Genomic DNA, 22,862 nt, shown 5'->3' on the forward strand with positions numbered 1-22,862 from the left:
TTCGGGGAGATGGGCGAACCCCCAAGAGGGTCCGGCCGAGCCCGAGGCGGGGATTCGCCGCAGGTATCCCCACCCGCTGCGCGCCGCGAACTAAGCATCGCTAAGATAACGGTGTTAAGATCGAGGGCAACCGATTTTTTTCGCAACTCCGCCATGCGTAAATGCAGAGGTCTCGCAAAGGGCCGGACCGTAGGGATTCATCCCCCGTTAATCACGTGGCGGATTTTGTGCGGCTGGAGTATCAGCCCCGCGGGCGGGGACATCATCGGCGGACTCGAGCAAGCACATGGCCAGATCCGGCGCCGGCCCGCGCCAGCCCCAAGGCCCGCGCAAACCCCAGCGCCCGCGCCGCACGCCCCTGCAGGCGTTCCTCTACTGGACGGCGGTGCTCGGCGTCTGGGCGGCGATCTTCCTGGTCGCCTTCCTGGCGGTGTTCGCCGCCGACCTGCCCGACACCTCCAAGCTCTATGACGTGGAGCGCCAGCCCTCGGTCTCCTACCTCGACCGCTCCGGCGCCCTGGTGGCGGTGCGCGGCAGCCAGTACGCGCCGCCGGTCGACCTGGACGCCCTGCCGCCCTACGTGCCGAAGGCCTTCATCGCCATCGAGGACCGCTGGTTCTACTGGCATCCCGGCTTCAATCCCTGGGGCATCGTCCGCTCGCAGATCTACAACCTGCAGCGCAAGAGCGGTCCCTTGCGCGGCGGCTCGACCATCACCCAGCAGCTGGCGCGCAACCTCTTCCTGACGCCCGCCCAAAACTATCGACGGAAGGTCCAGGAGCTGATCCTGGCGGTGTGGCTCGAAGCCCGCTTCTCCAAGGACGAAATCCTCGCCCTCTATCTGAACCGGGTTTATTTCGGCGGCGGCGCCTACGGAATCGAAGCGGCCGCTCAGCGCTACTTCGGGAAACCGGCGTCGGAGCTCACCATCGGCGAGAGCGCCCTTCTGGCCGGGATGATGAAGGGCCCGTCGCGCTATTCCCCGGTCGCCTCCACCGAGCGCGCGGAGCGGCGCGCCACCATCGTGCTGAACGAAATGGTCCGCACCGGCGCCATCACGCCCGAGCAGCGGGCCGAGGCGATCAAGACGCCCGTCCGGGTCAATCCCACCCTAGCCAACCAGCGGGCGCAGTATTTCATCGACTGGGTCGACGACCAGGTCCGCAGCCTGGTGGGCGAGCCGACCGAGGACCTGGTGGTGGAGACCACCCTGGACCTGCCCATCCAGGCCGCCGCCGAGCAGGCCTTGCGCAGCGGCGTCACCGCCGCCAAGGGCCAGGGCGTCGAGCAAGGGGCGCTTGTCGCTCTGGACGGCGAGGGCCGCGTGCGAGCCTATGTGGGCGGCGTCTCCTATTCCCAGAGCCAGTTCGACCGGGCCACCTCGGCGCGGCGCCAGGCCGGCTCGGCCTTCAAGCCCTTCGTCTATCTGGCCGCCATGGAAAGCGGCCGCACGCCGGCCACGCCCGTGGTCGACGAGCCGATCCGCATCGGCAATTGGGAGCCACGCAACTACACCAACGATTTCCGCGGGCCCATGACCCTGCAGACGGCGCTCGCCCAGTCGATCAATACGGTCGCCGCGCGGCTGGCCAACGAAGTCGGCACCGGCAATGTCGCGGCCGCCGCCCGGCGGCTGGGCATCGCCTCCCCGATCCAGCTCGATCCCTCGATGGCGCTGGGCGCGGTGGAGGTGAGCCCGCTGGAGATGGCCCAGGCCTATGCGCCCTTCGCCAATGGCGGCTTCCTGGCCAAGGGCTACGGCATCCAGCGGATCCGCACCGCCAGCGGGCGGGTGCTCTACGACCACGATGTCGGCAAGCCTGCGCGCCAGCAGGTGATCGGCACGCCGGCCCTTCAGTACATGAACCAGATGATGCGCCAGGTGGTGACCTCGGGCACCGGCGCGCGGGCGCGGGTGGCCGGCTACGATCTGGCGGGCAAGACCGGCACCACCAGCGATTATCGCGACGCCTGGTTCGTCGGCTATACGGGCGGCTTCGTCACCGCCGTCTGGGTCGGGAAGGACGACAATTCGCCCATGCGCCGGGTAAGCGGCGGCGGAGCGCCCGCCGGCGTCTGGCGCGACTTCATGGCCGCCGCCCTGCCCCGGCTGAAGGCCCAGCCGATTCCCGGCGGCGAGGCGCCGGAGCCGGAGCCGCCGGCGCCCGATCCCATCGGCGACATCATCGACGGAGTGGCCGACCTGATCGGCGGCGGGAACCGTCAGGCGCCGCCGGAGCGCGCACCGGCCGAGACCCCGCCCTACTGAGCGAATTCAGGGCAGTTTCTTCGCCGAACCGGCATCCACTTCGGCGGAAAGTGCTCTGAGGATCAGGCGCGGGCGTGGACCCGCTCCTCCGCCTCCAGCGGCGCGTCCAACCGGCCGATCATCTCCTTGGGGATCACCTGCCAGAACTTCGGCAGATAGCGGTCCCAGTCGCGCAGCACCCCCTCGGCGAAGGCCGAACCGGTCTCGCGGGCATGGGCCTCCACCAGCGCCTTGAGCTCGGCCTCCCAGTAGGGGTGCGCCACGCGGCGGGCGACGACGCTATCGCCGTTCAGGCGCGTCGGGAAGCGGTCGTGCAGATCCAGCACCCAGGCCATGCCCCCGGTCATGCCCGCGGCGAAGTTGAAGCCCACAGGGCCGAGGACGACCGCGCGTCCCCCGGTCATGTATTCCAGACCGTTGGCGCCCACGCCCTCGACCACCGTCACCGCACCGGAGTTGCGCACGCCGAACCTTTCGCCGGCCAGACCAGCCGCGAACAGCTTTCCCGAGGTGGCCCCGTAGAGCACGGTGTTGCCGAGGATGGCGTTGGCTTCCGGCGCGGCGAGCTGGGGCGCGGGGCGGATGACGATGGTCGCCCCGGAGAGGCCCTTGCCCACATAGTCGTTGGCCTCGCCGATCAGTTCGAGCCGCAGCCCCTGGACGGCGAAGGCGCCCAGGCTCTGGCCCGCCGAGCCTTTCAGCTGCACCGTCAGGTGGCCGTCGGCCAAGCCGTCCATGCCGAAACGGCGAACGATGTGGGAGGAGATGCGCGCCCCGATGGCCCGGGCCGTGTTCCGGACCGTGTAGGTGAGCTGCATCTTCTCGCCCCGCTCCAGCAGGGGGGCGGCGTCGCGCACGATCTGGGCGTCCAGGGTGTCGGGCACCTCGTTGCGGCCCTCGACCGTGCAATAGGGCTTGTTCGGCCCCGGATCGGCGCGGACCAGCAGGGGGTTGAGATCGAGGTCGTCCAGATGCTCGCCGCCGCGGCTGACCTGCTGCAGCAGGTCGGTGCGGCCGACGATCTCGCGCAGGGACTTGAAGCCCAGCCGGCTGAGGATCTCGCGCACCTCCTCGGCGATGAAGGTGAAGAGGTTGATGACCTTCTCCGGGCTGCCGGAGAACTTCGCCCGCAGGGCCTCGTCCTGGGTGCAGACCCCCACCGGGCAGGTGTTGGAATGGCACTGGCGCACCATGATGCAGCCCATGGCGATCAGGGAGGCCGTGCCGATGCCGTACTCCTCGGCCCCCAGCATGGCGGCGATGACCACGTCGCGGCCGGTGCGGATGCCGCCGTCCGTCCGCAGCATCACCGACTGGCGCAGGTTGTTCAGCGTCAGCACCTGATGGGCTTCCGACAGGCCCATCTCCCACGGCCCCCCGGCATACTTGATCGAGGTCTGGGGCGAGGCGCCCGTACCGCCCACATTGCCCGAGATCAGGATCACGTCGGCCTTGGCCTTGGCGACGCCGGCGGCGATGGCGCCGATGCCGGTCATGGCCACCAGCTTCACGCAGACTCGGGCGTCCGGATTGATCTGCTTCAGGTCGTAGATGAGCTGGGCTAGGTCCTCGATCGAATAGATGTCGTGGTGCGGCGGCGGCGAGATCAGCATCACGCCCGGCGTGGAATGGCGCAGGCGTGCGATCAGCTCCGTCACCTTGAAGCCGGGCAGCTGGCCGCCCTCGCCGGGCTTGGCGCCCTGGCTGACCTTGATCTCGATCTCGCGGCACTGGTTCAGGTACTCGGCGGTGACGCCGAACCGGCCGGAGGCGATCTGCTTGACCGCCGAGTTGGGGTTGTCGCCGTTGGGCAGCGGCCGGTAGCGCGAGCGGTCCTCGCCGCCCTCGCCGGAGACGCTCTTGGCTCCGATCCGGTTCATGGCGATGTTCAGCACGCCATGCGCCTCGGGGCTGAGGGCGCCGAGGCTCATGCCCGGTGTGACGAAGCGCTTGCGGATCTCGTTGACGCTCTCGACCTCGTCCAAGGCAACCGGGCGTTCGGAGCTGCGCACATCGAGCAGGTCCCGCAACTGTATGGCCGGCGCCCGGTCCATGCCCTCGGAGAAACGCTTGTAGAGCCCGTAGTCGCCACGGTCGCAGGCCGACTGCAGGGTGTGGATCATCCGCGCCTCGAAGGCGTGGGTCTCTCCCGAACGCCGGGCCTTGTAGAAGCCGCCCACCGGCAGGGCCAGGGCGGCCGGGTTCCAGGCCCTGCGGTGCAGCTCCACCGTCTTGGCCTCGATCCCGGCGAGGCCGATGCCGGAGATGCGCGAGGGCATCCCCGGGAAGAATTCGGCCACCAGGGCGCGCGACAGGCCCACCGCCTCGAAGTTCAGCCCGCCACGATAGGAGGAGATCACCGCGATCCCCATCTTGGCGATGATCTTCAGAAGCCCGCCTTCGATGGCGCGCTTGTAGTTCAGACAGACGTCCCGCAGCGAAAGCTCGCCGCAGAGCCCGCGCTCCAGCCGATCCTGGAAGCTTTCCTGCGCCAGATAGGCGTTCACCGCCGTGGCGCCAGCGCCGACCAGCACGGCGAAATAGTGCGTATCCAGGCATTCGGCCGAGCGCACGATGATCGAGACGTAGGAGCGGAGGCCCTTGGCCACCAGCGAGGCATGCACCCCCCCGGTCGCCAGGATCATCGGCAGGGCCACCCGGTCAGGGCCGGCGCCCTCGTCGGTCAGGACGATGGTGGCGCAGCCGCGCAGGGCCGCATCCTCCGCCTCGGACCGGATGCGGTCGAGATTGGCCCTCAGCGCGTCGCCGGGACGGCTTTCCAACGCCGGGATCGGCATGGTGCAGTCGACGACCGCGACATTCTTCTCGCCGATGATGTCGACGATGCGCCGGTACATGCCGGTGGTCAGGACCGGGCTTTCCAGCACGAAGACGTCCGTCTGGGCCTCGTCCTGGGCCAGGATGTTGCCGAGGTTCTTGAACCTCGTCTTCAGGCTCATCACCGCCGTCTCCCGCAGGGAGTCGATCGGCGGATTGGTCACCTGGCTGAAGTTCTGCCGGAAGAAGTGGCTGAGCGGCCGGTACTGCTCCGACAGCACCGCCAGCGGCGCGTCGTCGCCCATGGAGCCGACGGCCTCCTTCCCCTCCTCCACCATGGGCGCGAGAATGAGTTCGAGGTCCTCCAGGCTGAGGCCGGCGGCCGCCTGACGGCGGGTCAGCTCTTCGCGGCCGTAGGCGCGAGGCTCCGGCCCTTCGCCGATACGCGGCTCCAGGTCGACCATGTTGCCCAGCCACTGGTCGTAGGGATGGCGGGCGGCCAGGTGGTCGACGATCTCCTCCTCGCCGTAGAGGCGGCCCTCGGCCAGGTCCACGGCGATCATGCGCCCAGGCGAGATGTGGGCCTTACGGACGATGCGCGACTCCTCGACCCGGCACATGCCGGCCTCGGAGCCCATGATCAGCAGGCCGTCGTCGGTATAGGCGACGCGCAGGGGGCGAAGGCCGTTGCGGTCCTTGCCGGCCACCACCCAGCGGCCGTCGGAAGCGCAGACCGCCGCCGGCCCGTCCCACGGCTCCATCACGGCGTTGCAATAGGCGTAGAGCGCCTTGTGCTCAGGCTTGATCTGCTCTTCGGATCGGGCCGCCCAGGCCTCGGGGATCAGCAGGGCCTTGGCCATGGGCGCGTCGCGCCCGGCGCGGACCAGCACCTCGAAGGTGTTGTCCAGCGCCGCTGAGTCGGAGCCGCCCGGCTGGATGACCGGCTTCACGTCCTCGCCCATCTCGCCGAAGGCGTCGGCCGCCATGCGGATCTCGTGGCTCTTCATCCAGGCCACGTTGCCCTTGAGCGTATTGATCTCGCCGTTGTGGGCCAGCATCCGGAACGGCTGGGCCAGCCGCCATTCCGGGAAAGTGTTGGTGGAATAGCGCTGGTGGAAGATCGCCACAGCCGCGGCGAAACGCTCGTCGGTCAGGTCGGGATAGAAGGCGTCGATGTGCTCGGCCAGGAACATGCCCTTGTAGATCAGCTGCCGAGCCGAGAAGGAGCAGATGTAGAAATGGGCGATGCCTGCGGCGGCGACGCGCTTTTCGATGCGCTTGCGGCACAGGAACAGCGCTCGCTCCAGTGGTTCGCCCTCCAGGCCCGGCGGCGGCGAGAGCATGATCTGCTCGATCTCCGGCCGCGTGGCGTTGGCCTTCTCGCCGATCACCGAGGTGTCGACCGGCACCTGGCGCCAGCCATAGATATAGAACCCGAACCGCAGGGCCTCAGATTCGACGATGGTGCGCGCCGCCTCCTGGGCCCCTAAGTCATTGCGGGGCAGGAAGACCTGGCCGACCGCGATAGGGCCGGGCCGCAGCTTGTGGCCGATCCGCGCCACCTGGTCGGCAAAGAAGTCCTGCGGCACGGAGACCAGCACGCCCGCCCCGTCGCCGGTCTTGCCGTCGGCGTCGACGGCCCCCCGGTGCCAGACACTCTTCAGGGCGCGGATAGCGAGCTCGACCACCTCGCGCCGCGGCTGCCCGTCGAGCGCGCAGACCAGACCCACGCCGCAGGCGTCGCGTTCGCTGGCGGGGTCATAGGCGTGGGCGTCGATCAACCGCTGGCGATTGGCGAGGTAGCGCTCCATGCCGCTCATCCCCGCGGAGTAAGGAAGTTCGGTCATGCGCGTCACTCCGCCGCCATCCGGGCGGGTTGAGAGAGGTAGGTGTGGATCGCGTCGGCGGCGTCGCGGCCATCGCGGATGGCCCAGACCACGAGGGACGCGCCGCGCACGATGTCGCCCGCGGCGAAGACGCCGGGGATCGAGGTCATCATGGTCTTGAAGTCGGCCTTCAGCGTGCCCCAGCGGGTGACCGCCAGGTCCTCGGCGCCGAACAGGGCGGGCAGGTCCTCCGGATCGAAACCCAGCGCCTTGATGACCAGGTCAGCCGCAAGTTCGAAGTCGCCGCCCTCCACCTCCTCCGGCGCCTGCCGGCCGGTGGCGTCGGGCGGGCCCAACCGCATGCGCGCGGCGCGCAGGCCGGCGGCGCGCTCGGCCTCCCCGAGCACGGCGCGGGGCGCCGCCAGCCATTCGAAGGTCACGCCCTCCTCCTCCGCGTGGGCGACTTCGCGGGCGGAGCCCGGCATGTTGGCGCGGTCGCGGCGGTAGAGGCAGGTGACCGACTTCGCCCCCTGGCGAACGGCGGTCCGCACGCAGTCCATGGCGGTGTCGCCGCCGCCCACCACCACGACGCTCTTGCCGGCGGCGTTCAGCTCGCCGCTCTGATAAGCCGGCACGGCGTCGCCGAGGCCGACACGATTGGACGCCAACAGATAGTCGAGCGCGGGAATCACGCCGGCCGAACCCACGCCCGGCACGACCATGTCCCGCGCCGCATAGACGCCGGTGGCGATCAGCACCGCATCGTGCTGCGCCCGCAGTTCGGCGAGAGTGGCGTCGCGGCCCACCTCGAAGTTCTGGCGGAATTCGATCCCGCCCTCGGCCAGCCGGCGGGTGCGACGCTCCACCACGTCCTTTTCCAGCTTGAAGCCTGGGATGCCGTAGATCAGCAGGCCGCCGGCCCGGTCGTGGCGGTCGTAGACGGTGACGGCGTAGCCCGCCTCGCGCAGCCGCTCAGCGGCCGCAAGCCCCGCCGGTCCGGCGCCGACGATCCCGACCGAGCGCCCGCGGTCGGGACCCGCGCACAGCGGCTGGACCCAACCCTCTTCCCAGGCCTTGTCGGTCAGGTAGCGCTCCACCGCCCCGATCGTCACCGTGCCATGGCCGGACTGCTCGATGGTGCAGGAGCCCTCGCACAGCCGGTCCTGGGGACAGATGCGGCCGCAGATCTCCGGCATGGAGTTGGTGGCCTGTGAGAGGGCGTAGGCTTCCTGAAGCCTTCCTTCCGCCGTCATGCGCAGCCAGTCGGGGATGTTGTTGTGGAGGGGGCAGTGGGTCTGACAGAAGGGCACGCCGCATTGCGAGCAGCGCGAGGCCTGCTCGGCCGCCTTGGCGTCGATGAAGTCGGCGTAGATCTCATGGAAATCGCCGCCGCGCGCCGCCGCCGGCCGCTTGGCCGGGGTTTCCCGCTCCACGGCGGTGAACTTCAGCATCCGTTCGGCCACAGCGCCGCTCCCCGGCAAACCCTTGACGAGAAAGGCCTCATAGCGCCAAAGCCAGTCTGCGGAAACCATACAGTCCAGTTAATGGACAAAATAAACTTCGACCCGCCACAAGACGCCTCACACAATGCGGGCGCTCGGAATGTTAGTCTATTTTTTGGATAAACCGCTTCTTTACCCTAATTCGCCCTTCTGCCCTCGCTTGCTCAGGAGTCTCTCGTGTCCGACTGGATCGCCGCCGTCATCCTCGGCCTCGTCGAAGGTTTGACGGAGTTCATTCCGGTCTCCTCGACAGGCCATCTGCTGCTTACGAAGAAGGCCCTGGGCCTGCCTTCCGGCTTCTGGGACACCTTCAGCGTCATGATCCAGCTGGGCGCGATCCTGGCGGTGGTGGCGATCTATTTCCAAAGGCTATGGGGCGTCTTCCTGCGCCTGCCCCATGACCCCCAGGCGCGCTGGTTCGCCGCCAGCGTGGTGATCTCGGTGATCCCCTCCATGGCGGTGGCCTTCGTCGCCCATGACTTCATCAAGACCGTGCTGTTCGAGAGCATCGGCCTGATCTGCGTCATGCTGATCCTGGGCGGCGTCGTTCTGTTGATGGTGGATCGTTGGGCGCCGCGCCCGAAGGAGCACGACGCCATGCAGCTCTCCTTCAAACGGGCCCTGGGGATCGGCCTCTGTCAGATCCTGGCCATGATTCCCGGCGTTTCCCGCTCCGGGGCGACGATCGTGGGCGGCGTGTTCATCGGCATCGACCGGCGCGCGGCCGCCGAATTCTCGTTCTTCATGGCCATCCCGACCATGCTCGGCGCGTTCGTCCTGGACTTCTGGGAGAACCGCGACGTCCTGACCGGAGAGAACCTGGGCGTCATCGCCGTGGGCTTCGTGGTCAGCTTCATCGCCGGCCTGGTCGTGGTGAAGACCATGCTGGACTTCATCAGCCGCTTCGGCCTCGCCGCCTTCGGCTGGTGGCGGATCGCCGTGGGGGCGGCGGGGCTCGCGATCCTGGCGCTCGGCTAGGCCTCAGCCGACCGGCTGGCCCATCATGTCGGCGAACTGGCCGCCGCGCCGGAAGCGGTAGAGATAGGTGGGCGTGATCGCCTCCACCGGCGTCGGCGTCACGCCGAGTTCGACGAGGCCGGCAGCGCCCGCCTCCGTCACATTGTCGGTCTTCAGCAGTTCGACCTGGTCGGCGGTCAGGGGCGGCTTCACCGGGGTGAAGAGCGCGATGGGGGCGCACAGCGTTCCGATCAGGCCCGCCACGGGGAACGGCAGGGGCAGCAGGAGGCGCCGGCGCTCCGTCTGCTCCATGACCAGCTCCAGCACCTGGCGGAAGGTCATGGTCGTGGGCCCGCCCAGTTCGTAGGTGCGGCCGGCGCAGTCGGGGTCGACCACCGTGCGGGCCAGGGCCCGGGCGAGGTCCGTGACATAGACGGGCTGGAAGCGGGTGTTTCCGCCGCCCACAAGCGGGAGCACCGGGCTGAACACCGCCATCTCGGCGAACTTGTTGAAGAAGTCGTCGCCCGGGCCGAAGACCACCGACGGGCGAACGATCACCGCCTCAGGAAAGGCCTCGCGCACCGCCGCCTCGCCGGCCGCCTTGGAGCGGGCGTATTTGGACCGGGAGTTCGCGTCGGCGCCGAGCGCCGACATGTGGACCAGCCGACCGACGCCCAGGTCGCGCGCCGCGGCGGCCACCATGCGGGCGGCGTCCACATGCACGGCCTCGAACTTCTGCCGGCCGGTCTCGTAGAGAATGCCGACGAGGTTGATCGCCGCCCGCGCGCCCTCCAGCGCCCGGCGCACCGAGGCCTCATTGCGGACATTGGCCTGAACCACCTCGACCTGGCCCACATCGCCCATCAGGCGCATGTCGTAGGCGATGTGCGGCTGGCGCACGGCCACGCGCACCCGCAGGCCCTGCTTGGCCAGCTGCCGCACCACCTGGGTCCCGATGAAGCCCGAACCGCCGAAGACGGTGACCAGATCCTGCATGTCGACTGCTTGTAACCGGAGGGATCGAAGGGGCTCCGGATAGACGATGCGTCGCCGCGCCGCAATGCGACTTGCACGCTCGCGCAAAGCAGGCGTTGACCGGCGCAGGTCGGCGCCCTAAGGAAGCCGCCTTCCCGATCCGAAGGGACGGGGCCCAGGTGGCGGAATTGGTAGACGCGCTGGTTTCAGGTACCAGTGGTTAATAGCCGTGGAGGTTCGAGTCCTCTCCTGGGCACCACCCCTCTCCTATATCGAGGGGCGGCCCTCCTTCTGATTCCGGAGCGATCTTGGCGACTTTCCTGCATCACGGCGATCTTCCCGACGGCCTGTTCGCCGGCGCGGCGGCCGTAGCCGTCGATTCGGAAACAATGGGCCTGGCGCTGGGACGTGACCCGCTCTGCGTCGTCCAGCTGTCCGACGGCGGCGGCGACGCCCATGTGGTCCAGCTGAAGCGCCCCGACTACGACGCGCCGAACCTGAAGCGCGTGCTGACCGATCCGAAGATCCTGAAGATCTTCCACTTCGGCCGGTTCGACATCGCCATGTTCCACCTGCACCTGGGCGTCGCCACCGCACCGGTCTACTGCACCAAGATCGCCTCCAAGCTGGCGCGCACCTATACCGACCGCCACGGCCTGAAGGACGTGACGAAGGAGTTGCTCGGGCTGGACATGTCCAAGGCCCAGCAGAGCTCCGACTGGGGGGCCGACAAGCTTTCGGACGAACAGCTCGCCTATGCGGCCTCCGACGTCCTGCACCTGCACGCCCTGCGCGGGCGGCTCGACGAGATGCTGGTCCGCGAGGGCCGAGACCATCTGGCCCGCGCCTGCTTCGACTTCCTGCCCTACCGCGCCCTGCTCGACGTCGCCGGCTGGGAAGAGGTCGACATCTTCGCCCACGCGTGAGGCGGGCATGGCCGCCGCAGCCATCGCATCCGCTCCGGCCGGCCGCGACGACTTCCGCCGCTGGCGCCGCCGCTCGCGCCTGATCCGCCAACTGCGAATCCTGTTGCCGGCCCTGATCGGCCTGATCCTGGCGACCCTGGCCGGTTTCGTGATCCACACCACCCTGACAGGCGCCCAGGCGCGGCCGGACGATGCGGACACGCCGATCCAGCTGGTCAACCCGCGCTTCGTCGGCCGCGACGACAAAGGCCGCGCCTATGTGATCACCGCCGCCACCGCGGTGCGCGACGAGAGCGACTATCAGCGGGTGCTGCTCGACCAGCCGGCCCTGATCCTCGACGCCGAGGGCGAGAACCCCACGCGCATCGCCGCCAAGGCTGGCGTCTATCGCGAGGATCGGCGGGTACTGAACCTGGACGGAGGGGTGCGGATGACCGGGGCTGGCCTGGATTTCGACACCGCCAGCTCGATCTTCAACACCGCCACCGGCGAACTGGAGGGGCAGGGCCAGATCTCCGGCTCCGGCGCGCTTGGCGAAATCACTGCGAAGTCCTATGGCGTCTATGACAAGGGCGACCGCCTGGTCTTCAAGGGCGGCGTTCGCGGGCGGCTCGATTCGAAGTAAGACTGTCGCACGAGGCTGGTTTTGAAGGCTGGGCTTCCCAGATTGGCGGAATGAACATGAAGACCCTGGCGACCATCGCGCCCTTCGCCGCAGCGTCTGCGCTGGGCCTGCTCGCCGCCGCGCCCGCGGCCGCCCAGCTGGCCCAGAGCTCCGACGCGCCGGTCGACATCACCGCCGATGCGGTGGAGGTGGTGACCAGCCAGTGCGTCTCGATCTGGTCGGGCTCGGCCGAGGCCCTGCAGGACCGCACCCGCCTGCGCGCCGACGTCCTGAAGACCATTTCCGCCAAGGGTCCGGCGCGGCCGGGCGGCCAAGCCTCCTGCGGCGCGGTTTCGCGCATCGAGGCGACCGGCAATGTCTACTACGTCACGCCGCAGCAGCGGGTGCGCGGCGACGCGGCCGTCTACAACGTCGAGGCCGACACCATCGTCATCACCGGCGACGTCGTGGCCGCCCAGGGCGAGAACGTGATGCGCGGGCGGCGGCTGACCATCAACGTCTCCACCGGCGACGCCCAGATGCAGTCGAACGTCACCGGACGCGGCGCACAGGGCCGGCCGCGGGCGGTGATCTATCCCAACCGGCAGCCGGCGGACCAGCAAGCCGCCGCCCGGCGTTAGGGGTTCCGTTTGCGGCCCGAACGCTTCGAAAGCCTCCCGGCCCTGGCCGGCGAAGGGCTGGTCGTCGACAACATCGGCAAGGCCTTCCGGGGCCGCACGGTGGTGAAGGGCGTCTCCCTGCGCCTGCGCCGGGGCGAGGTGGCCGGGCTGCTCGGCCCCAACGGCGCAGGCAAAACCACCTGCTTCTATATGATCACCGGCCTGATCCCGGCCGACTATGGGGCGATCTATCTGGACGGCGAGAACATCACCGCCCAGCCCATGTACCAGCGCGCGCGCATGGGCGTCGGCTACCTGCCCCAGGAAACCTCCATCTTCCGCGGCATGACGGTGGAGGAGAACGTCATGGCCGTGGTGGAGCTGCGCGAGCAGAGCCGCGCCAAGGCCAAGGCCACGGTCGCCAACCTGCTCGAAGAGCTGCACATCGAGCACCTGCGCAAGGCGCCGGCGGTCTCGCTCTCGGGTGGGGAGCGGCGGCGGGTGGAGATCGCCCGCGCCCTCGCCTCCGAACCCTCCTTCATGCTGCTGGACGAGCCGTTCGCCGGGATCGACCCCCTGGCCATCGCCGATATCCGCGAGGTCATCACCTATCTGAAGGGCCGGGGGATCGGCATCCTGATCACCGACCACAACGTCCGCGAGACCCTGGACATCATTGATCGGGCCTCGATCATCCACGCCGGCGAGGTGCTGTTCGAGGGCTCGCCGGAAGAGATCGTCCACAATCCCGAAGTCCGCCGCGTCTATCTGGGCGAGCGGTTCGGCTAAGGCCGCCGGGCTGCTCGCCCGACGGCCCCAGTTCATCCCTTCACGCACACCACTTGGCGGAGGGTGTGGACCACCTCCACAAGATCCGCCTGGGCGGCCATGACCGCCTCGATGTCCTTGTAGGCCATCGGCGTCTCGTCGATCACCTCGGCGTCCTTGCGGCATTCGACCCCGATGGTGGCGGCGATGTGATCGTCCACCGTGAAGCGCCGCTTGGCCTCCGTCCGGCTCATCGCCCGACCTGCGCCGTGCGAGCAGGTGCAGAAGGACTCGCGGTTCCCCTTCCCGCGCACGATGAACGAACGTGCGCCCATCGAGCCGGGGATGATCCCGAGTTCTCCCTCGCCTGCGCGCACCGCACCCTTGCGGGTCACAAGCACGTCCTTGCCGAAGTGGTGCTCGCGGGCGACGTAGTTGTGGTGGCAGTTCACAGCCATCTCGGTCGCGGCGAGGTCCGGAAAGGCGGCGCGGAGCACGCCCAGCACCTGGCCCATCATCACCTCTCGATTGGCTAGGGCGTACTTCTGCGCCCAGTTCACCGCGCGGACGTAGTCGATGAAGCCCTCGCTTCCCTCTGCGAAATAGGCCAGGTCAGCGTCGGGCAAATTGACGAACCACCGCCGCATCTCCTGTTTGGCGCGCTCGACGAAATAGGTCCCGAACCGGTTCCCCACGCCGCGCGAGCCGGAGTGCAGCATCGCCCAGATGCCGATCCTCCTCGTCGAGGCAGAGCTCGACGAAGTGGTTGCCCGTCCCAAGCGTGCCGAGGTGGCCCAGGCCGCGCGGGTGGGCGGCCTTCGGGTGCTTGTCCACCACGGCCTCGTAGCCGTCCTTGAGCTCAGCCCACATTTCGGCCGCCATCGTCGGCGGATCGTCCTGCCACGCGCCCTTGTCGTTGCGGCCGCCGTTGTCGGTGCGGCCGTGCGGCACGGCCGCCTCGATGGCCGAACGCAATCCCGCGAGCGAATCCGGCAGGTGCTCGGCTCGGATGGACGTACGCACCGCCATCATGCCGCAGCCGATATCCACGCCGACAGCGGCCGGAATGATCGCGCCGATGGTCGGGATCACCGATCCCACCGTCGCCCCCATGCCCCAATGCACGTCCGGCATCACCGCAAGGTGGCGGTGGATGAACGGAAGGCTGGCGACATTACGCAGCTGCGCCATCGCGGCTTCTTCGATGGGAACACCTCGGGTCCAGGCCTTGATCGGCTTACCCGGGCTGTCGATCAGTTCGAACCCGCTCATTGGGCTCTCCTTTCCTTTCGGTCCTCGCGGCCGGCGGAAAGTGCTCCTCGGATATGAAGAACCCCTCCCGGCCGAGCCGGGAGGGGTTCTTCAACGATCCGAAGTCGAACCCGGACCTAGATCGAACCACTCTCCCGCGCGCACGCCATCGAACCCTCGACGCTGGGGACGAGGGTGGCGGGCTGGCGCTGGCAGGTGGGCCGGTAGGCCATGGAGGTTCTCCTTGGGAGGCGGGCCATTACAGCGTTCCCCTGCGGCCCGCCAGCCCCGTTCGCAACGATTCCGCCCTCTGTGGCGGTTGGGCCACGCCTCACATTGCGGCGCTCGCCGAACGGCGGTCCAGGTTCTATGCTCCCCTTTTGGGGAGGCGGGCATGGCTGCTCTGGAAGACCGCTACGTCACGATCGACGCCGTCCGCGGATTTGCGGTGCTGGGCATTCTGCTGATGAACATCGTCGGCATGGGCCTGCCGTCCTACGCCTATATCGACCCCAACTATTACGGCGGCGCGGACGGCGTGAACTTCTGGACCTGGGCGGTCAACTACGCCCTCGTCGACGGGAAGATGCGCGCGCTCTTCACCCTGCTGTTCGGGGCCAGCCTGCTGCTGGTGACCGATCGCGCCGAGCGGTCGGGCGAGAGGGCGGCCTCGGTCCACTACTGGCGGATGGCCTGGCTGCTGGTCTTCGGCCTGATCCACGGCTGGCTCATCTGGTACGGCGACATCCTCTATTCCTACGCCCTGGTGGGGATGGTCGCCTTCGTGTTCCGCAACCGCTCGCCGCGCACCCTGCTGATCCTGGGCGGCTTCGTCATGCTGGCCTTCGCGGCGAAAAGCCTGCTGCTGGATGCGCCGCACCTGGAGGCCCTGCACGCCGCGGCGACCGCGCCAGACGCCACCCGCGCCGCGGTCGAGGCCTGGGAAGCGGCGCTCGGCCAGCACGCCCCGCCGCCGGGCTTCGAAAGGCTGGAGCTGGAGGGCTATCGCGGCGGTTTCGTGGAGGCCCTGAAGGCGCGGGCGCCGATGACCTTCCTGCTGGAGGGCCCGATCTTCGTCTTCGCCTTCTTCTGGGACGTGCTGGCCCTGATGCTGGTGGGCATGGGTCTCTACAAGCTCGGCCTGTTCACCGGCCAGGCGCCGACCCGCGTCTATCTCGCCCTGATCGCTTTCGGCTATCTCGTGGTGCTGCCGCTCTGGGGCCTCATGGGGCGCAGCCTGGCGGCGAGCGGGTTCGAGCTGGCGCAGATCGTGCGCAGCGACGGCGTCGGGGCGGTGGCCCGCCTGTTCATCGCGCTCGCCCACGCCAGCGTGGTGATCCTGGCGGCCAAGGCCTGGCCGCGCAGCCTCGCCATCGTGCGTCTGGCCGCCGTAGGGCGGATGGCCCTGACCAATTACCTGGCCGCCAGCCTGATCGCGACGACCCTCTTCTACGGCTACGGCTTCGGCCTCTATGGCCAGCTGGAACGCCACCAGCTCTATTTCGTGGTCGTGGGAATCTGGGCGGTCCAGCTTCTCTGGAGCAAGCCCTGGCTGGACGCCTTCCTCTACGGGCCGTTCGAATGGCTCTGGCGGACCTTGGCGCGGCGCAGGGTTCAGCCCTTCCGAAGAGGCGGCCCGCAAGCGGCGACAGCTTAGGCGGCTGAGGCCTCGGCGGCTTTAATCGCCTTGTAGCGCCGATGCTCCGCTTCCCGGTGCGCGCGCCATTTCGCCCGCAGGATCCCCGGGCGCTCCGGATAACGGTCGGCGAGGAACTCCGCCCCCTCCACCCGGTCGGTGCGGAAGTGGCGGAAGGCCTGGCGAAGCTCGCACCAGGCCACCAGCAGCCGCACCGTCTCGTGATAGCCGACGGTGATCGGCCAGACCGTTCGACGGCTGCGGCGATCCTGCTCATCGCTGTAGTCGAGCACGATCTTGGTCCCGCTGCGGATCGCGGCCCGCACCTGGGCCATGTTCAGCCGGTCGGGCGGGGTGCTCCAGGCTGGCACCGCCCGTCCCGTCGGCTCCAGCACGAAGGGGCGCAGGCGCTCGGGCACCGCCACGGCGATCTTGGCGATCAGGTCCTCCGCCGCCCGGGCCAGGGCCGGGTCGCCGCGGCCGGCCACCCACTGGGCGCCCAGCACCGCGGCCTCGATCTCGTCGGGCGTCAGCATCAGCGGCGGCAGGTCGAACCCGTCGTCCAGTACATAGCCGAAGCCCGCCTCGCCGCGGATCGGCACCCGCTGCCCGATCAGGGTGGCGATGTCGCGATAGATGGTGCGCTTGGAGGTCTCCAGCTCCTCGGCGATGCGGTCGGCGGTGATCGGCCCCCTGGCCCGCCGCAGGATCTGGATGATCTGGAACAGCCGGTCGGCCCGTCGCATGGAAAGTCTCATGTGGCAGAGCATCGGTCCGCGATGCTGACAGCATGTTGGCAGCAGGCGACGCCTAAGCCAAGCGGGTCAGTCACGGGAGAGACACCGATGATCACCCTCTACGGCGCCGGCGCGGCCTTCGACCTTCCCGAAGCCAGCCCCTATGTCATCAAGACCGAGGTCCACCTGCAGATGGCGGGCCTCGCCTATGTGAAGGAGGCCGCCCATCCGGAACGCTCCCCCAAGGGCCAGCTGCCCTTCATCGAAGACGACGGCGAACTGATCGCCGACAGCCACTTCATCCGCCTGCACCTGGAGCGGAAGTACGGACTGGACCTGGACGAAGGCCTGTGCCCCGCTCAGCGCGCCCAGGCCTGGGCCATCGAGCGGATGATCGAGAACCACTTCGGCTGGACCGTCGCTCATGTGCGGTGGCTGATCCCGGAGAATTTCGCCAAGGGCCCGGCTCAGTTCTTCGCCGACATTCCCCAGCCCCAGCGGGCGGAGGTGGAGGCCGACGTCCAGCGGCAGATCGCCGAGAACATCCGCAACGTCGGCGTAGGTCGCCATTCCGAAGCCGAGGTGCTGGCCCTGGGCGTGCGGTCGCTCGCCGCACTTTCGGCTCTGCTGGGAGAGAAGGTCTTCATGATGGGCGAGCGTCCGACCAGCGTCGACGCCGTCGCCTTCGGCATGCTGGCGAGCCTGATGGGCCCCTACTTCGAAGCACCCGTGCGCGACCAGGCCATGCGCTTCCGCAACCTCGCCGCCTATGTCGACCGGATGATGGCCGGCGTCTATCCGGACCACGCCTGGACGCCGCTGTTCCGTCCGCACGCCTGCGCGGCGTGACCGGCATTAACTAATCGGTGGGGAAGGCCGCCTAGCCTGGGACGCAAGATTCAGGCCAGGAGGCGGTGTTGGCGCTAGGCGCGCGTTTGGAGCTGAGGCAGGGGCAGGGGCTGGTCATCACGCCCCAGCTCCAGCAGGCCATCAAGCTGCTGCAGCTCTCGAACCTCGAGCTCGAGGCCTATGTGGAGGGCGAGCTCGAGCGCAACCCCCTGCTCCAGCGCGAGGAGGGGGAAGCCGAGCCCGAGCGCGAAACCGAACGGGCCAGCGACGACTTCGCCGCCGACGAGATTCCGGATTCCGGCGCCGCCGCCCATCTCGACATCGCCCACGACCAGGCCTCGCCGGGCGAGCAGGCCACGGGCGATGCGCCCGAGGCTCAGCAGGCCGGCGGCGCGATCGACTGGTCCCGCGCCGGCAAGGGCGGAAGCTTCGAGGATTCCGACGACTTCGAGGGCCGGCTGACCCGCGAGAAGACCCTCGCCGAGCACCTGCACGAACAGCTCGCCGCCGCCGGCCTTGCGCCCGCAGGCGCGGCGATCGCCGCCGTCCTGATCGACGCCGTGGACGATGGCGGCTATCTGCGCTGCGATCTCGTCGAGGTGGCCGAACGCCTCGGTTGCGGACTCGACGCCGTGGAAGCCGTGCTGACGGTGGTCCAGGGCTTCGAGCCCGTGGGGGTCGCCGCCCGCGACGTGCGCGAGTGCCTGATGCTGCAGCTGAAGGACCGCGACCGCTGCGATCCGGCCATGATGGCCCTGCTCGACAATCTCGACCTGCTCGCCCGTCGAGATCTCGCGGCCCTGCGGAAGCTCTGCGGAGTGGACGACGAGGATCTACGCGACATGATCGCCGAGATCCGGGCGCTGACGCCTCGCCCCGGCGCCGCCTTCGGCGGCGAGCCCGCCCAGCCGGTGGCGCCCGACGTCTTCGTCCGCGAAGGCCCCGGCGGCCTGTGGAACGTAGAGCTGAACACAGACACCCTACCGCGCCTGCTGGTCGACCAGCGCTATCACGCCCGCATCGCCGGCGGAGCGCGGAGCGAGCAGGACAAGGTCTTCGTCACCGACTGCCTGGCCAGCGCCAACTGGCTGATCAAGAGCCTCGACCAGCGGGCCAAGACCATTCTGAAGGTGGCCTCCGAGATCGTGCGCCAGCAGGACGGCTTCCTGGCCTTCGGGGTGGAGCACCTGCGGCCGTTGAACCTGAAGACCGTGGCCGAGGCCATCGGCATGCACGAATCCACCGTCAGCCGGGTGACCTCGAACAAGTATATGGCCACGCCGCGCGGCCTCTTCGAGATGAAGTTCTTCTTCACCTCCTCGATCGCCTCCACCTCGGGCGGCGAGGCCCATTCGGCGGAAAGCGTGCGCCACCGGATCAAGCAGATGATCGAGGCCGAGCGCGCCGAGGCCGACGTGCTGTCGGACGACCGCATCGTCGAGATCCTGAAGGAGGGCGGGATCGACATCGCCCGCCGCACGGTCGCCAAGTACCGCGAAGCCCTGCGCATCCCCTCCTCGGTGGAGCGTCGGCGGATGCTGAAGGCGGCGGAGGTCGCCTGAAGGGGCTTAGCCGCGCAGCTTGCGCAGCAGCACCTCGATATCGCGGGCGATGGCCGGATCCTCGTCCTTAAGGGCCTCGATGCGGCGCACGGCGTGCAGGACGGTGGTGTGGTCGCGGCCGCCGAACCGCCGCCCGATGTCGGGCAGGGAGCGGGTGGTGATCTGCTTGGCCAGCCACATGGCCACCTGGCGCGGGCGGGCGACCACACGGGCGCGCCGCTCGGAGATCAGGTCGGCCTGCTTCAGCTGATAATGCTCGGCCACGGCCTTCTGAATCTGGTCCACCGTCACCCGGCGCTCGTTGCAGGCCAGGTGCGGGCGCAGGATCGCCTGGGCTTCGTCGAGCGTCAGGCGCGCGATGTCGCCGCCCACCCGGGCCACCAGGGTGTTGAGGGCGCCTTCCAGCTCGCGGACGCTGTCGGTGAACCGGTCGGCCAGGAACTGCAGCACCTCCGGCTTGGCCGAGGGCACGAAGCGGCCCTGGGCGGCGAGGGTGGCGAGCTTGCGCTCCAGGATCCCTAAACGCAGCGTCCGGTCTGCGGGCTCGATGCCGCAGACGAGGCCCGCCTGCAGGTGCGAGCGCAGGCGCGGCTCCATCTCCGAGAGCTCGGCTGGCGAGCGGTCGGCGGTCATCACCACGCGGCGGCCGTCCTCCACCAAGGCCAGCAGGGTGTGGAACAGCTCCTCCTGGGTGGAGGCCTTGCCGGCGACGAAGTGCACGTCGTCGATCAGCAGCAGGTCGGCCTGGCGCAGCTCGTCCTTGAAGGCCGCGGTCTGCCGGTCCTGAACCGCCTTGACGAAGGTGGAGGTGAAGCGTTCGGCGGTGATGTAGACCACCTTGCGGTCGGGCGCGGAGCGCATGGCCTCCCAGGCCAGCGCGTTGAGCAGGTGGGTCTTGCCGAAGCCGTAGGGGCCGTGGAACAGCACCGGATTGAAATGGCCATCGGCCCAGCTCGCCACCCGGCGCGCCACGGCGAAGGCGAATTCGTTGGCCGGGCCGGGCACGAAGGTCTCGAACGAGAAGCGCTCCTGCAGACCCTGCTGGCGCCCTGCCCGCACGCCGGCGGCGGCCACGGCGGTCACTTCCAGCGGGACTTCGACCTCGATTACGGCGCTCTCGACGGGCTCCGGGGCGACGACGGCCGCACCCTGGGCGTCGAACTCCATGCGCGACTTCAAGGCCAGCGGCCGACCGAGCGGATCGTTCTGCGCCCACAGCTCGCGGATCCGCCGCCAGGCGTTGTTGCGGATCCAGTCGCGCGCCACGCCGGTGGCGGCCACTAGGCACAGCTCCTCGCCGCGCTCGCGCATGGCCGCCTGCCCGAAATAGGAATCGAAAGTGGCCTCGCCCAGCTCGCGCTTCAGCGCCTGACAGGTCTTGCTCCACACGGCGCCGGCCGGCGTCATGGAAACAGAACCTGCAGTGCCCCCAGCCGTGGCCATCATCCCAACCCCATCTCGTGCCATCTATGGTCGCCGCCCCCGCAACGACCTAACGTTTGTTCAACAAACACAAAGTCTTATACGGCGAGCGCAAACGCCCCCGCCGCCGCCTTGGTCATCCGAAATCAGATGGAAGGACGTCTGTAAGGTCCGTCAGACTAGCCCCGACGACCTGTCGGTCAACGGGGATTCTTCGCGCTGTCTGCGGATATTTTCGTTGACTCAAATCCGGCCCCCGCAGGGCAAGGGAATCCGGATTTTGACCCTCCGTTGACTGAGAAGATTCGTCGCAGAGCAGCATCGAAAAGGTGCGCCGCACAACAAACCACCCGCGGGTTGCAACCCGCGGGTGCGTCAATTTCGCCTAGTTTTATTGAGGGTTGCCGGCCAAGCTTTCAGGCCGGCGCCGCAACCTCAGGCGGCGGCCAGCTTCTTCAGCCGGGCGGCCAGGCGCGAGACCTTGCGCGAGCCGGTGTTCTTGTGGACCACGCCCTTGGAGACCGCGCGCATCAGCTCCGACTGGGCCTCCACGAAAGCCGTCTTGGCCGCCCCGGCGTCGCCGGCGGCGATCGCCTCTTCGAACTTGCGCAGATAGGTGCGCACGCGCGAACGGCGGGCTTTGTTGACTTCAGTGCGGCGGGCGATCTTGCGGACCGCCTTCTTGGCGCCGGGCGTGTTGGCCATGTGTCAGCTCTCAAAACGGCTCGCGCCCGGACGGAAGCCCGGGCGGCGGAAATCGGAGGCGCGGATATACGGGAGAGCGGGCGTGCGGTCAATGCGCGGCGGGCGCCTTCAGTCGAGACCGGTGAAAGCGCGCCAGGCCGGGTGGGCCGCCACGAGGTCGGCCATCCGCTGATAGCCGCCCGCGCCGGGATGGGCGCCGTCCCAGGCGGCCGCCTCGGCCTGGAAGAGCCCATCGGCCATCAGCGGGCGCAGCACGTCGATGAAGGGGACTTTCAGCCGCGCGGCCAGGGTGCGCAGATGCTCGTTCAGCCCCTCCAGCCGGGCGCAGACGCCGGGATCGACCACCGGCGGCGGCCCCACCAGCAGGACCGGACAGAGCCGGCCGGCCCCGGTCAGCATGGCGTGGGCGTTCTTCAGGCTCTCGGCGGGGGCCACCCGGGGATGGCCGCCCTCCAGATGGCAGTCGTTGGCCCCGAAGGAAAAGACAATCCGCATGGGCTCGACGTCGGTCAGCCGCACCTTCGCCTCGGGGGGCCAGCGCGCGGCGATGTCGGCCGAGGTCTCCCGCCGGACGCCGAGATTGTAGAGGGTGATCTCCCGCCGGTCGGCCAAGGCGCGGCCCACCCAGCCCAGGTGGTCGGGGTCGCCCGCGCCGGCGACCATGGAGTCCCCGAAGGCGATGAGCCTCATCGGCTCTTGAAGTCCGGCTTCCGCTTCTCGACGAAGGCGGCCATCCCTTCCTTCTGGTCCTCGAAGGCGAACAGCGAGTGGAATAGCCGCCGCTCGACCGCCACGCCGGTCGTCAGCGTGGTCTCCAGCGCGGTTTCGACCAGTTCCTTGTTCATCATCACCGCCAGCGGCGACTGGGCGGCGATCTTGGCGGCGGCGGCCAGCGCCTCCTCCAGAAGCTTGTCGGCCGGCACGATGCGGGAGACGAGGCCGGCGCGCTCGGCCTCGGCGGCGTCCATCATCCGGGCGGTTAGGATCATGTCCATGGCCTTGGACTTGCCCACCAGGCGCGTCAGCCGCTGGGTGCCCCCGATGCCCGGCATCACGCCCAGATTGATCTCCGGCTGGCCGAACCTGGCGGTGTCGGCGGCGATGATGAAGTCGCACATCATGGCGAGCTCGCAGCCGCCGCCCAGCGCATAGCCGGCCACGGCGGCGATGATGGGCTTGCGGAACTGCTCGATCCGCCGGGCCGGGCCCGTGAAGAAATCAGCCAGGAACATCTGGGCGTAGGTCTTGTCGGACATCTCCTTGATGTCCGCCCCGGCCGCGAAGGCGCGCTCGGAGCCTGTCAGCACCAGGCAGCGCACACCCTCGTCGGCCTCGGCGGCGTCCAGCGCCGCGCAGAGCTCGGCCAACAGGGTCGAGTTGAGCGCATTCAGCGCCTCGGGCCGGTTCAGCTTGATCAGGGTGACGGCGCCGTGCGCCTCGACGATCAGGGTCTCGTAGCTCATCGGCCGCTCTCC

At 68.8% G+C, this 22,862-nt stretch carries 17 protein-coding genes, 1 tRNA gene and 1 pseudogene; 10 read left to right on the forward strand and 9 right to left on the reverse strand.

The genetic code is table 11. From position 1 onward, the window contains the following. The first annotated feature begins 286 nt into the window (after positions 1-286). Positions 287-2,269 (forward strand): transglycosylase domain-containing protein, encoded by a 1,983-nt coding sequence (locus ACK41C_RS04570; RefSeq protein WP_409650940.1) that lies wholly within the window; start codon positions 287-289, stop codon positions 2,267-2,269. 62 nt (positions 2,270-2,331) lie between these two features. Here ACK41C_RS04570 and gltB read toward each other — a convergent pair whose 3' ends face one another. Both gltB and ACK41C_RS04580 read right to left on the reverse strand, forming a co-directional pair. Beyond that, on the reverse strand, positions 2,332-6,867 hold the full coding sequence (gltB, locus tag ACK41C_RS04575; RefSeq protein WP_409653901.1) for a glutamate synthase large subunit: 4,536 nt from the start codon (positions 6,865-6,867) through the stop codon (positions 2,332-2,334). Between the two features lie 32 nt (positions 6,868-6,899). Then, on the reverse strand, positions 6,900-8,336 hold the full coding sequence (locus ACK41C_RS04580; RefSeq protein WP_409650942.1) for an NAD(P)-dependent oxidoreductase: 1,437 nt from the start codon (positions 8,334-8,336) through the stop codon (positions 6,900-6,902). 216 nt (positions 8,337-8,552) lie between these two features. Between ACK41C_RS04580 and ACK41C_RS04585 the strand changes: the two genes are divergently transcribed. Then, on the forward strand, positions 8,553-9,353 hold the full coding sequence (locus ACK41C_RS04585; protein ID WP_409650944.1) for an undecaprenyl-diphosphate phosphatase: 801 nt from the start codon (positions 8,553-8,555) through the stop codon (positions 9,351-9,353). Between the two features lie 3 nt (positions 9,354-9,356). Here ACK41C_RS04585 and ACK41C_RS04590 read toward each other — a convergent pair whose 3' ends face one another. Then, positions 9,357-10,328, reverse strand: coding sequence for a complex I NDUFA9 subunit family protein (locus ACK41C_RS04590; RefSeq protein WP_409650946.1), 972 nt, complete (start codon positions 10,326-10,328; stop codon positions 9,357-9,359). Positions 10,329-10,480: 152 nt separating this feature from the next. Between ACK41C_RS04590 and ACK41C_RS04595 the strand changes: the two genes are divergently transcribed. The 5 genes from ACK41C_RS04595 to lptB all read left to right on the forward strand — a co-directional run bounded on the left by ACK41C_RS04595 (position 10,481) and on the right by lptB (position 13,246). Then, positions 10,481-10,566 (forward strand) — tRNA-Leu (locus ACK41C_RS04595). A gap of 49 nt (positions 10,567-10,615) precedes the next feature. Next, a complete protein-coding gene (locus ACK41C_RS04600; RefSeq protein ID WP_409650948.1) occupies positions 10,616-11,233 on the forward strand; it encodes a ribonuclease D in 618 nt (205 codons plus the stop codon). Positions 11,234-11,240: 7 nt separating this feature from the next. Continuing rightward, the gene (lptC, locus tag ACK41C_RS04605) at positions 11,241-11,858 is read left to right on the forward strand and encodes an LPS export ABC transporter periplasmic protein LptC (protein WP_409650950.1); all 618 of its coding nucleotides are present in this window, start codon (positions 11,241-11,243) and stop codon (positions 11,856-11,858) included. A gap of 50 nt (positions 11,859-11,908) precedes the next feature. After that, on the forward strand, positions 11,909-12,478 hold the full coding sequence (locus tag ACK41C_RS04610) for an LptA/OstA family protein (RefSeq protein ID WP_409650952.1): 570 nt from the start codon (positions 11,909-11,911) through the stop codon (positions 12,476-12,478). A gap of 42 nt (positions 12,479-12,520) precedes the next feature. Next, on the forward strand, positions 12,521-13,246 hold the full coding sequence (gene lptB, locus ACK41C_RS04615) for an LPS export ABC transporter ATP-binding protein (protein ID WP_409653904.1): 726 nt from the start codon (positions 12,521-12,523) through the stop codon (positions 13,244-13,246). A gap of 32 nt (positions 13,247-13,278) precedes the next feature. On the opposite strand, the pseudogene ACK41C_RS04620 reads toward lptB, so the two are convergent. Continuing rightward, positions 13,279-14,497: pseudogene (locus ACK41C_RS04620) on the reverse strand (RtcB family protein). A gap of 373 nt (positions 14,498-14,870) precedes the next feature. On the opposite strand from ACK41C_RS04620, the gene ACK41C_RS04625 reads away from it, so the two are divergent. Beyond that, the gene (locus ACK41C_RS04625; protein ID WP_409650954.1) at positions 14,871-16,133 is read left to right on the forward strand and encodes a DUF418 domain-containing protein; all 1,263 of its coding nucleotides are present in this window, start codon (positions 14,871-14,873) and stop codon (positions 16,131-16,133) included. Here ACK41C_RS04625 and ACK41C_RS04630 read toward each other — a convergent pair. Further along, the gene (locus ACK41C_RS04630; RefSeq protein ID WP_409650956.1) at positions 16,130-16,858 is read right to left on the reverse strand and encodes a helix-turn-helix transcriptional regulator; all 729 of its coding nucleotides are present in this window, start codon (positions 16,856-16,858) and stop codon (positions 16,130-16,132) included. The genes ACK41C_RS04625 and ACK41C_RS04630 overlap by 4 nt on opposite strands. A gap of 99 nt (positions 16,859-16,957) precedes the next feature. Here ACK41C_RS04630 and ACK41C_RS04635 point away from each other — a divergent pair, with 99 nt between their 5' ends. Next, on the forward strand, positions 16,958-17,698 hold the full coding sequence (locus ACK41C_RS04635) for a glutathione S-transferase family protein (RefSeq protein WP_409650958.1): 741 nt from the start codon (positions 16,958-16,960) through the stop codon (positions 17,696-17,698). 68 nt (positions 17,699-17,766) lie between these two features. Beyond that, positions 17,767-19,260: an RNA polymerase factor sigma-54 gene (gene rpoN, locus ACK41C_RS04640; RefSeq protein WP_409650960.1), complete on the forward strand. Its 1,494-nt coding sequence runs from the start codon at positions 17,767-17,769 to the stop codon at positions 19,258-19,260. A 6-nt stretch (positions 19,261-19,266) separates the two neighbouring features. On the opposite strand, the gene dnaA is transcribed toward rpoN, so the two are convergent. From dnaA to ACK41C_RS04660, 4 genes are all read right to left on the reverse strand, one after another. After that, on the reverse strand, positions 19,267-20,703 hold the full coding sequence (dnaA, locus tag ACK41C_RS04645; protein ID WP_409653907.1) for a chromosomal replication initiator protein DnaA: 1,437 nt from the start codon (positions 20,701-20,703) through the stop codon (positions 19,267-19,269). Between the two features lie 414 nt (positions 20,704-21,117). Then, positions 21,118-21,387: a 30S ribosomal protein S20 gene (gene rpsT, locus ACK41C_RS04650; protein ID WP_409650962.1), complete on the reverse strand. Its 270-nt coding sequence runs from the start codon at positions 21,385-21,387 to the stop codon at positions 21,118-21,120. A gap of 108 nt (positions 21,388-21,495) precedes the next feature. Next, complete coding sequence (locus ACK41C_RS04655) at positions 21,496-22,077, reverse strand: GDSL-type esterase/lipase family protein (RefSeq protein WP_409650964.1); 582 nt, start codon at positions 22,075-22,077, stop codon at positions 21,496-21,498. Next, positions 22,074-22,850, reverse strand: a complete 777-nt coding sequence (locus tag ACK41C_RS04660; protein ID WP_409650966.1) for an enoyl-CoA hydratase — start codon at positions 22,848-22,850, stop codon at positions 22,074-22,076. The genes ACK41C_RS04655 and ACK41C_RS04660 overlap by 4 nt, the downstream gene beginning before the upstream one ends. Positions 22,851-22,862 lie beyond the last annotated feature (12 nt).

Origin of the sequence: Phenylobacterium sp., assembly GCF_046290725.1 — a bacterium.
Taxonomy (GTDB): Bacteria; Pseudomonadota; Alphaproteobacteria; order Caulobacterales; family Caulobacteraceae; genus Phenylobacterium.

Bases quoted from the DNA above. Each gene is read 5' to 3' on its own strand.
- ACK41C_RS04660 (WP_409650966.1), bottom strand. From the start codon at position 22,850: ATGAGCTACGAGACCCTGATCGTCGAGGCGCACGGCGCCGTCACCCTG.
- ACK41C_RS04630 (WP_409650956.1), bottom strand. From the start codon at position 16,858: ATGCGACGGGCCGACCGGCTGTTCCAGATCATCCAGATCCTGCGGCGG.
- ACK41C_RS04625 (WP_409650954.1), top strand. From the start codon at position 14,871: ATGGCTGCTCTGGAAGACCGCTACGTCACGATCGACGCCGTCCGCGGA.
- ACK41C_RS04590 (WP_409650946.1), bottom strand. From the start codon at position 10,328: ATGCAGGATCTGGTCACCGTCTTCGGCGGTTCGGGCTTCATCGGGACC.
- ACK41C_RS04610 (WP_409650952.1), top strand. From the start codon at position 11,909: ATGAACATGAAGACCCTGGCGACCATCGCGCCCTTCGCCGCAGCGTCT.
- lptC (WP_409650950.1), top strand. From the start codon at position 11,241: ATGGCCGCCGCAGCCATCGCATCCGCTCCGGCCGGCCGCGACGACTTC.
- ACK41C_RS04570 (WP_409650940.1), top strand. From the start codon at position 287: ATGGCCAGATCCGGCGCCGGCCCGCGCCAGCCCCAAGGCCCGCGCAAA.
- ACK41C_RS04635 (WP_409650958.1), top strand. From the start codon at position 16,958: ATGATCACCCTCTACGGCGCCGGCGCGGCCTTCGACCTTCCCGAAGCC.
- rpsT (WP_409650962.1), bottom strand. From the start codon at position 21,387: ATGGCCAACACGCCCGGCGCCAAGAAGGCGGTCCGCAAGATCGCCCGC.
- gltB (WP_409653901.1), bottom strand. From the start codon at position 6,867: ATGAGCGGCATGGAGCGCTACCTCGCCAATCGCCAGCGGTTGATCGAC.
- ACK41C_RS04655 (WP_409650964.1), bottom strand. From the start codon at position 22,077: ATGAGGCTCATCGCCTTCGGGGACTCCATGGTCGCCGGCGCGGGCGAC.
- dnaA (WP_409653907.1), bottom strand. From the start codon at position 20,703: ATGGCCACGGCTGGGGGCACTGCAGGTTCTGTTTCCATGACGCCGGCC.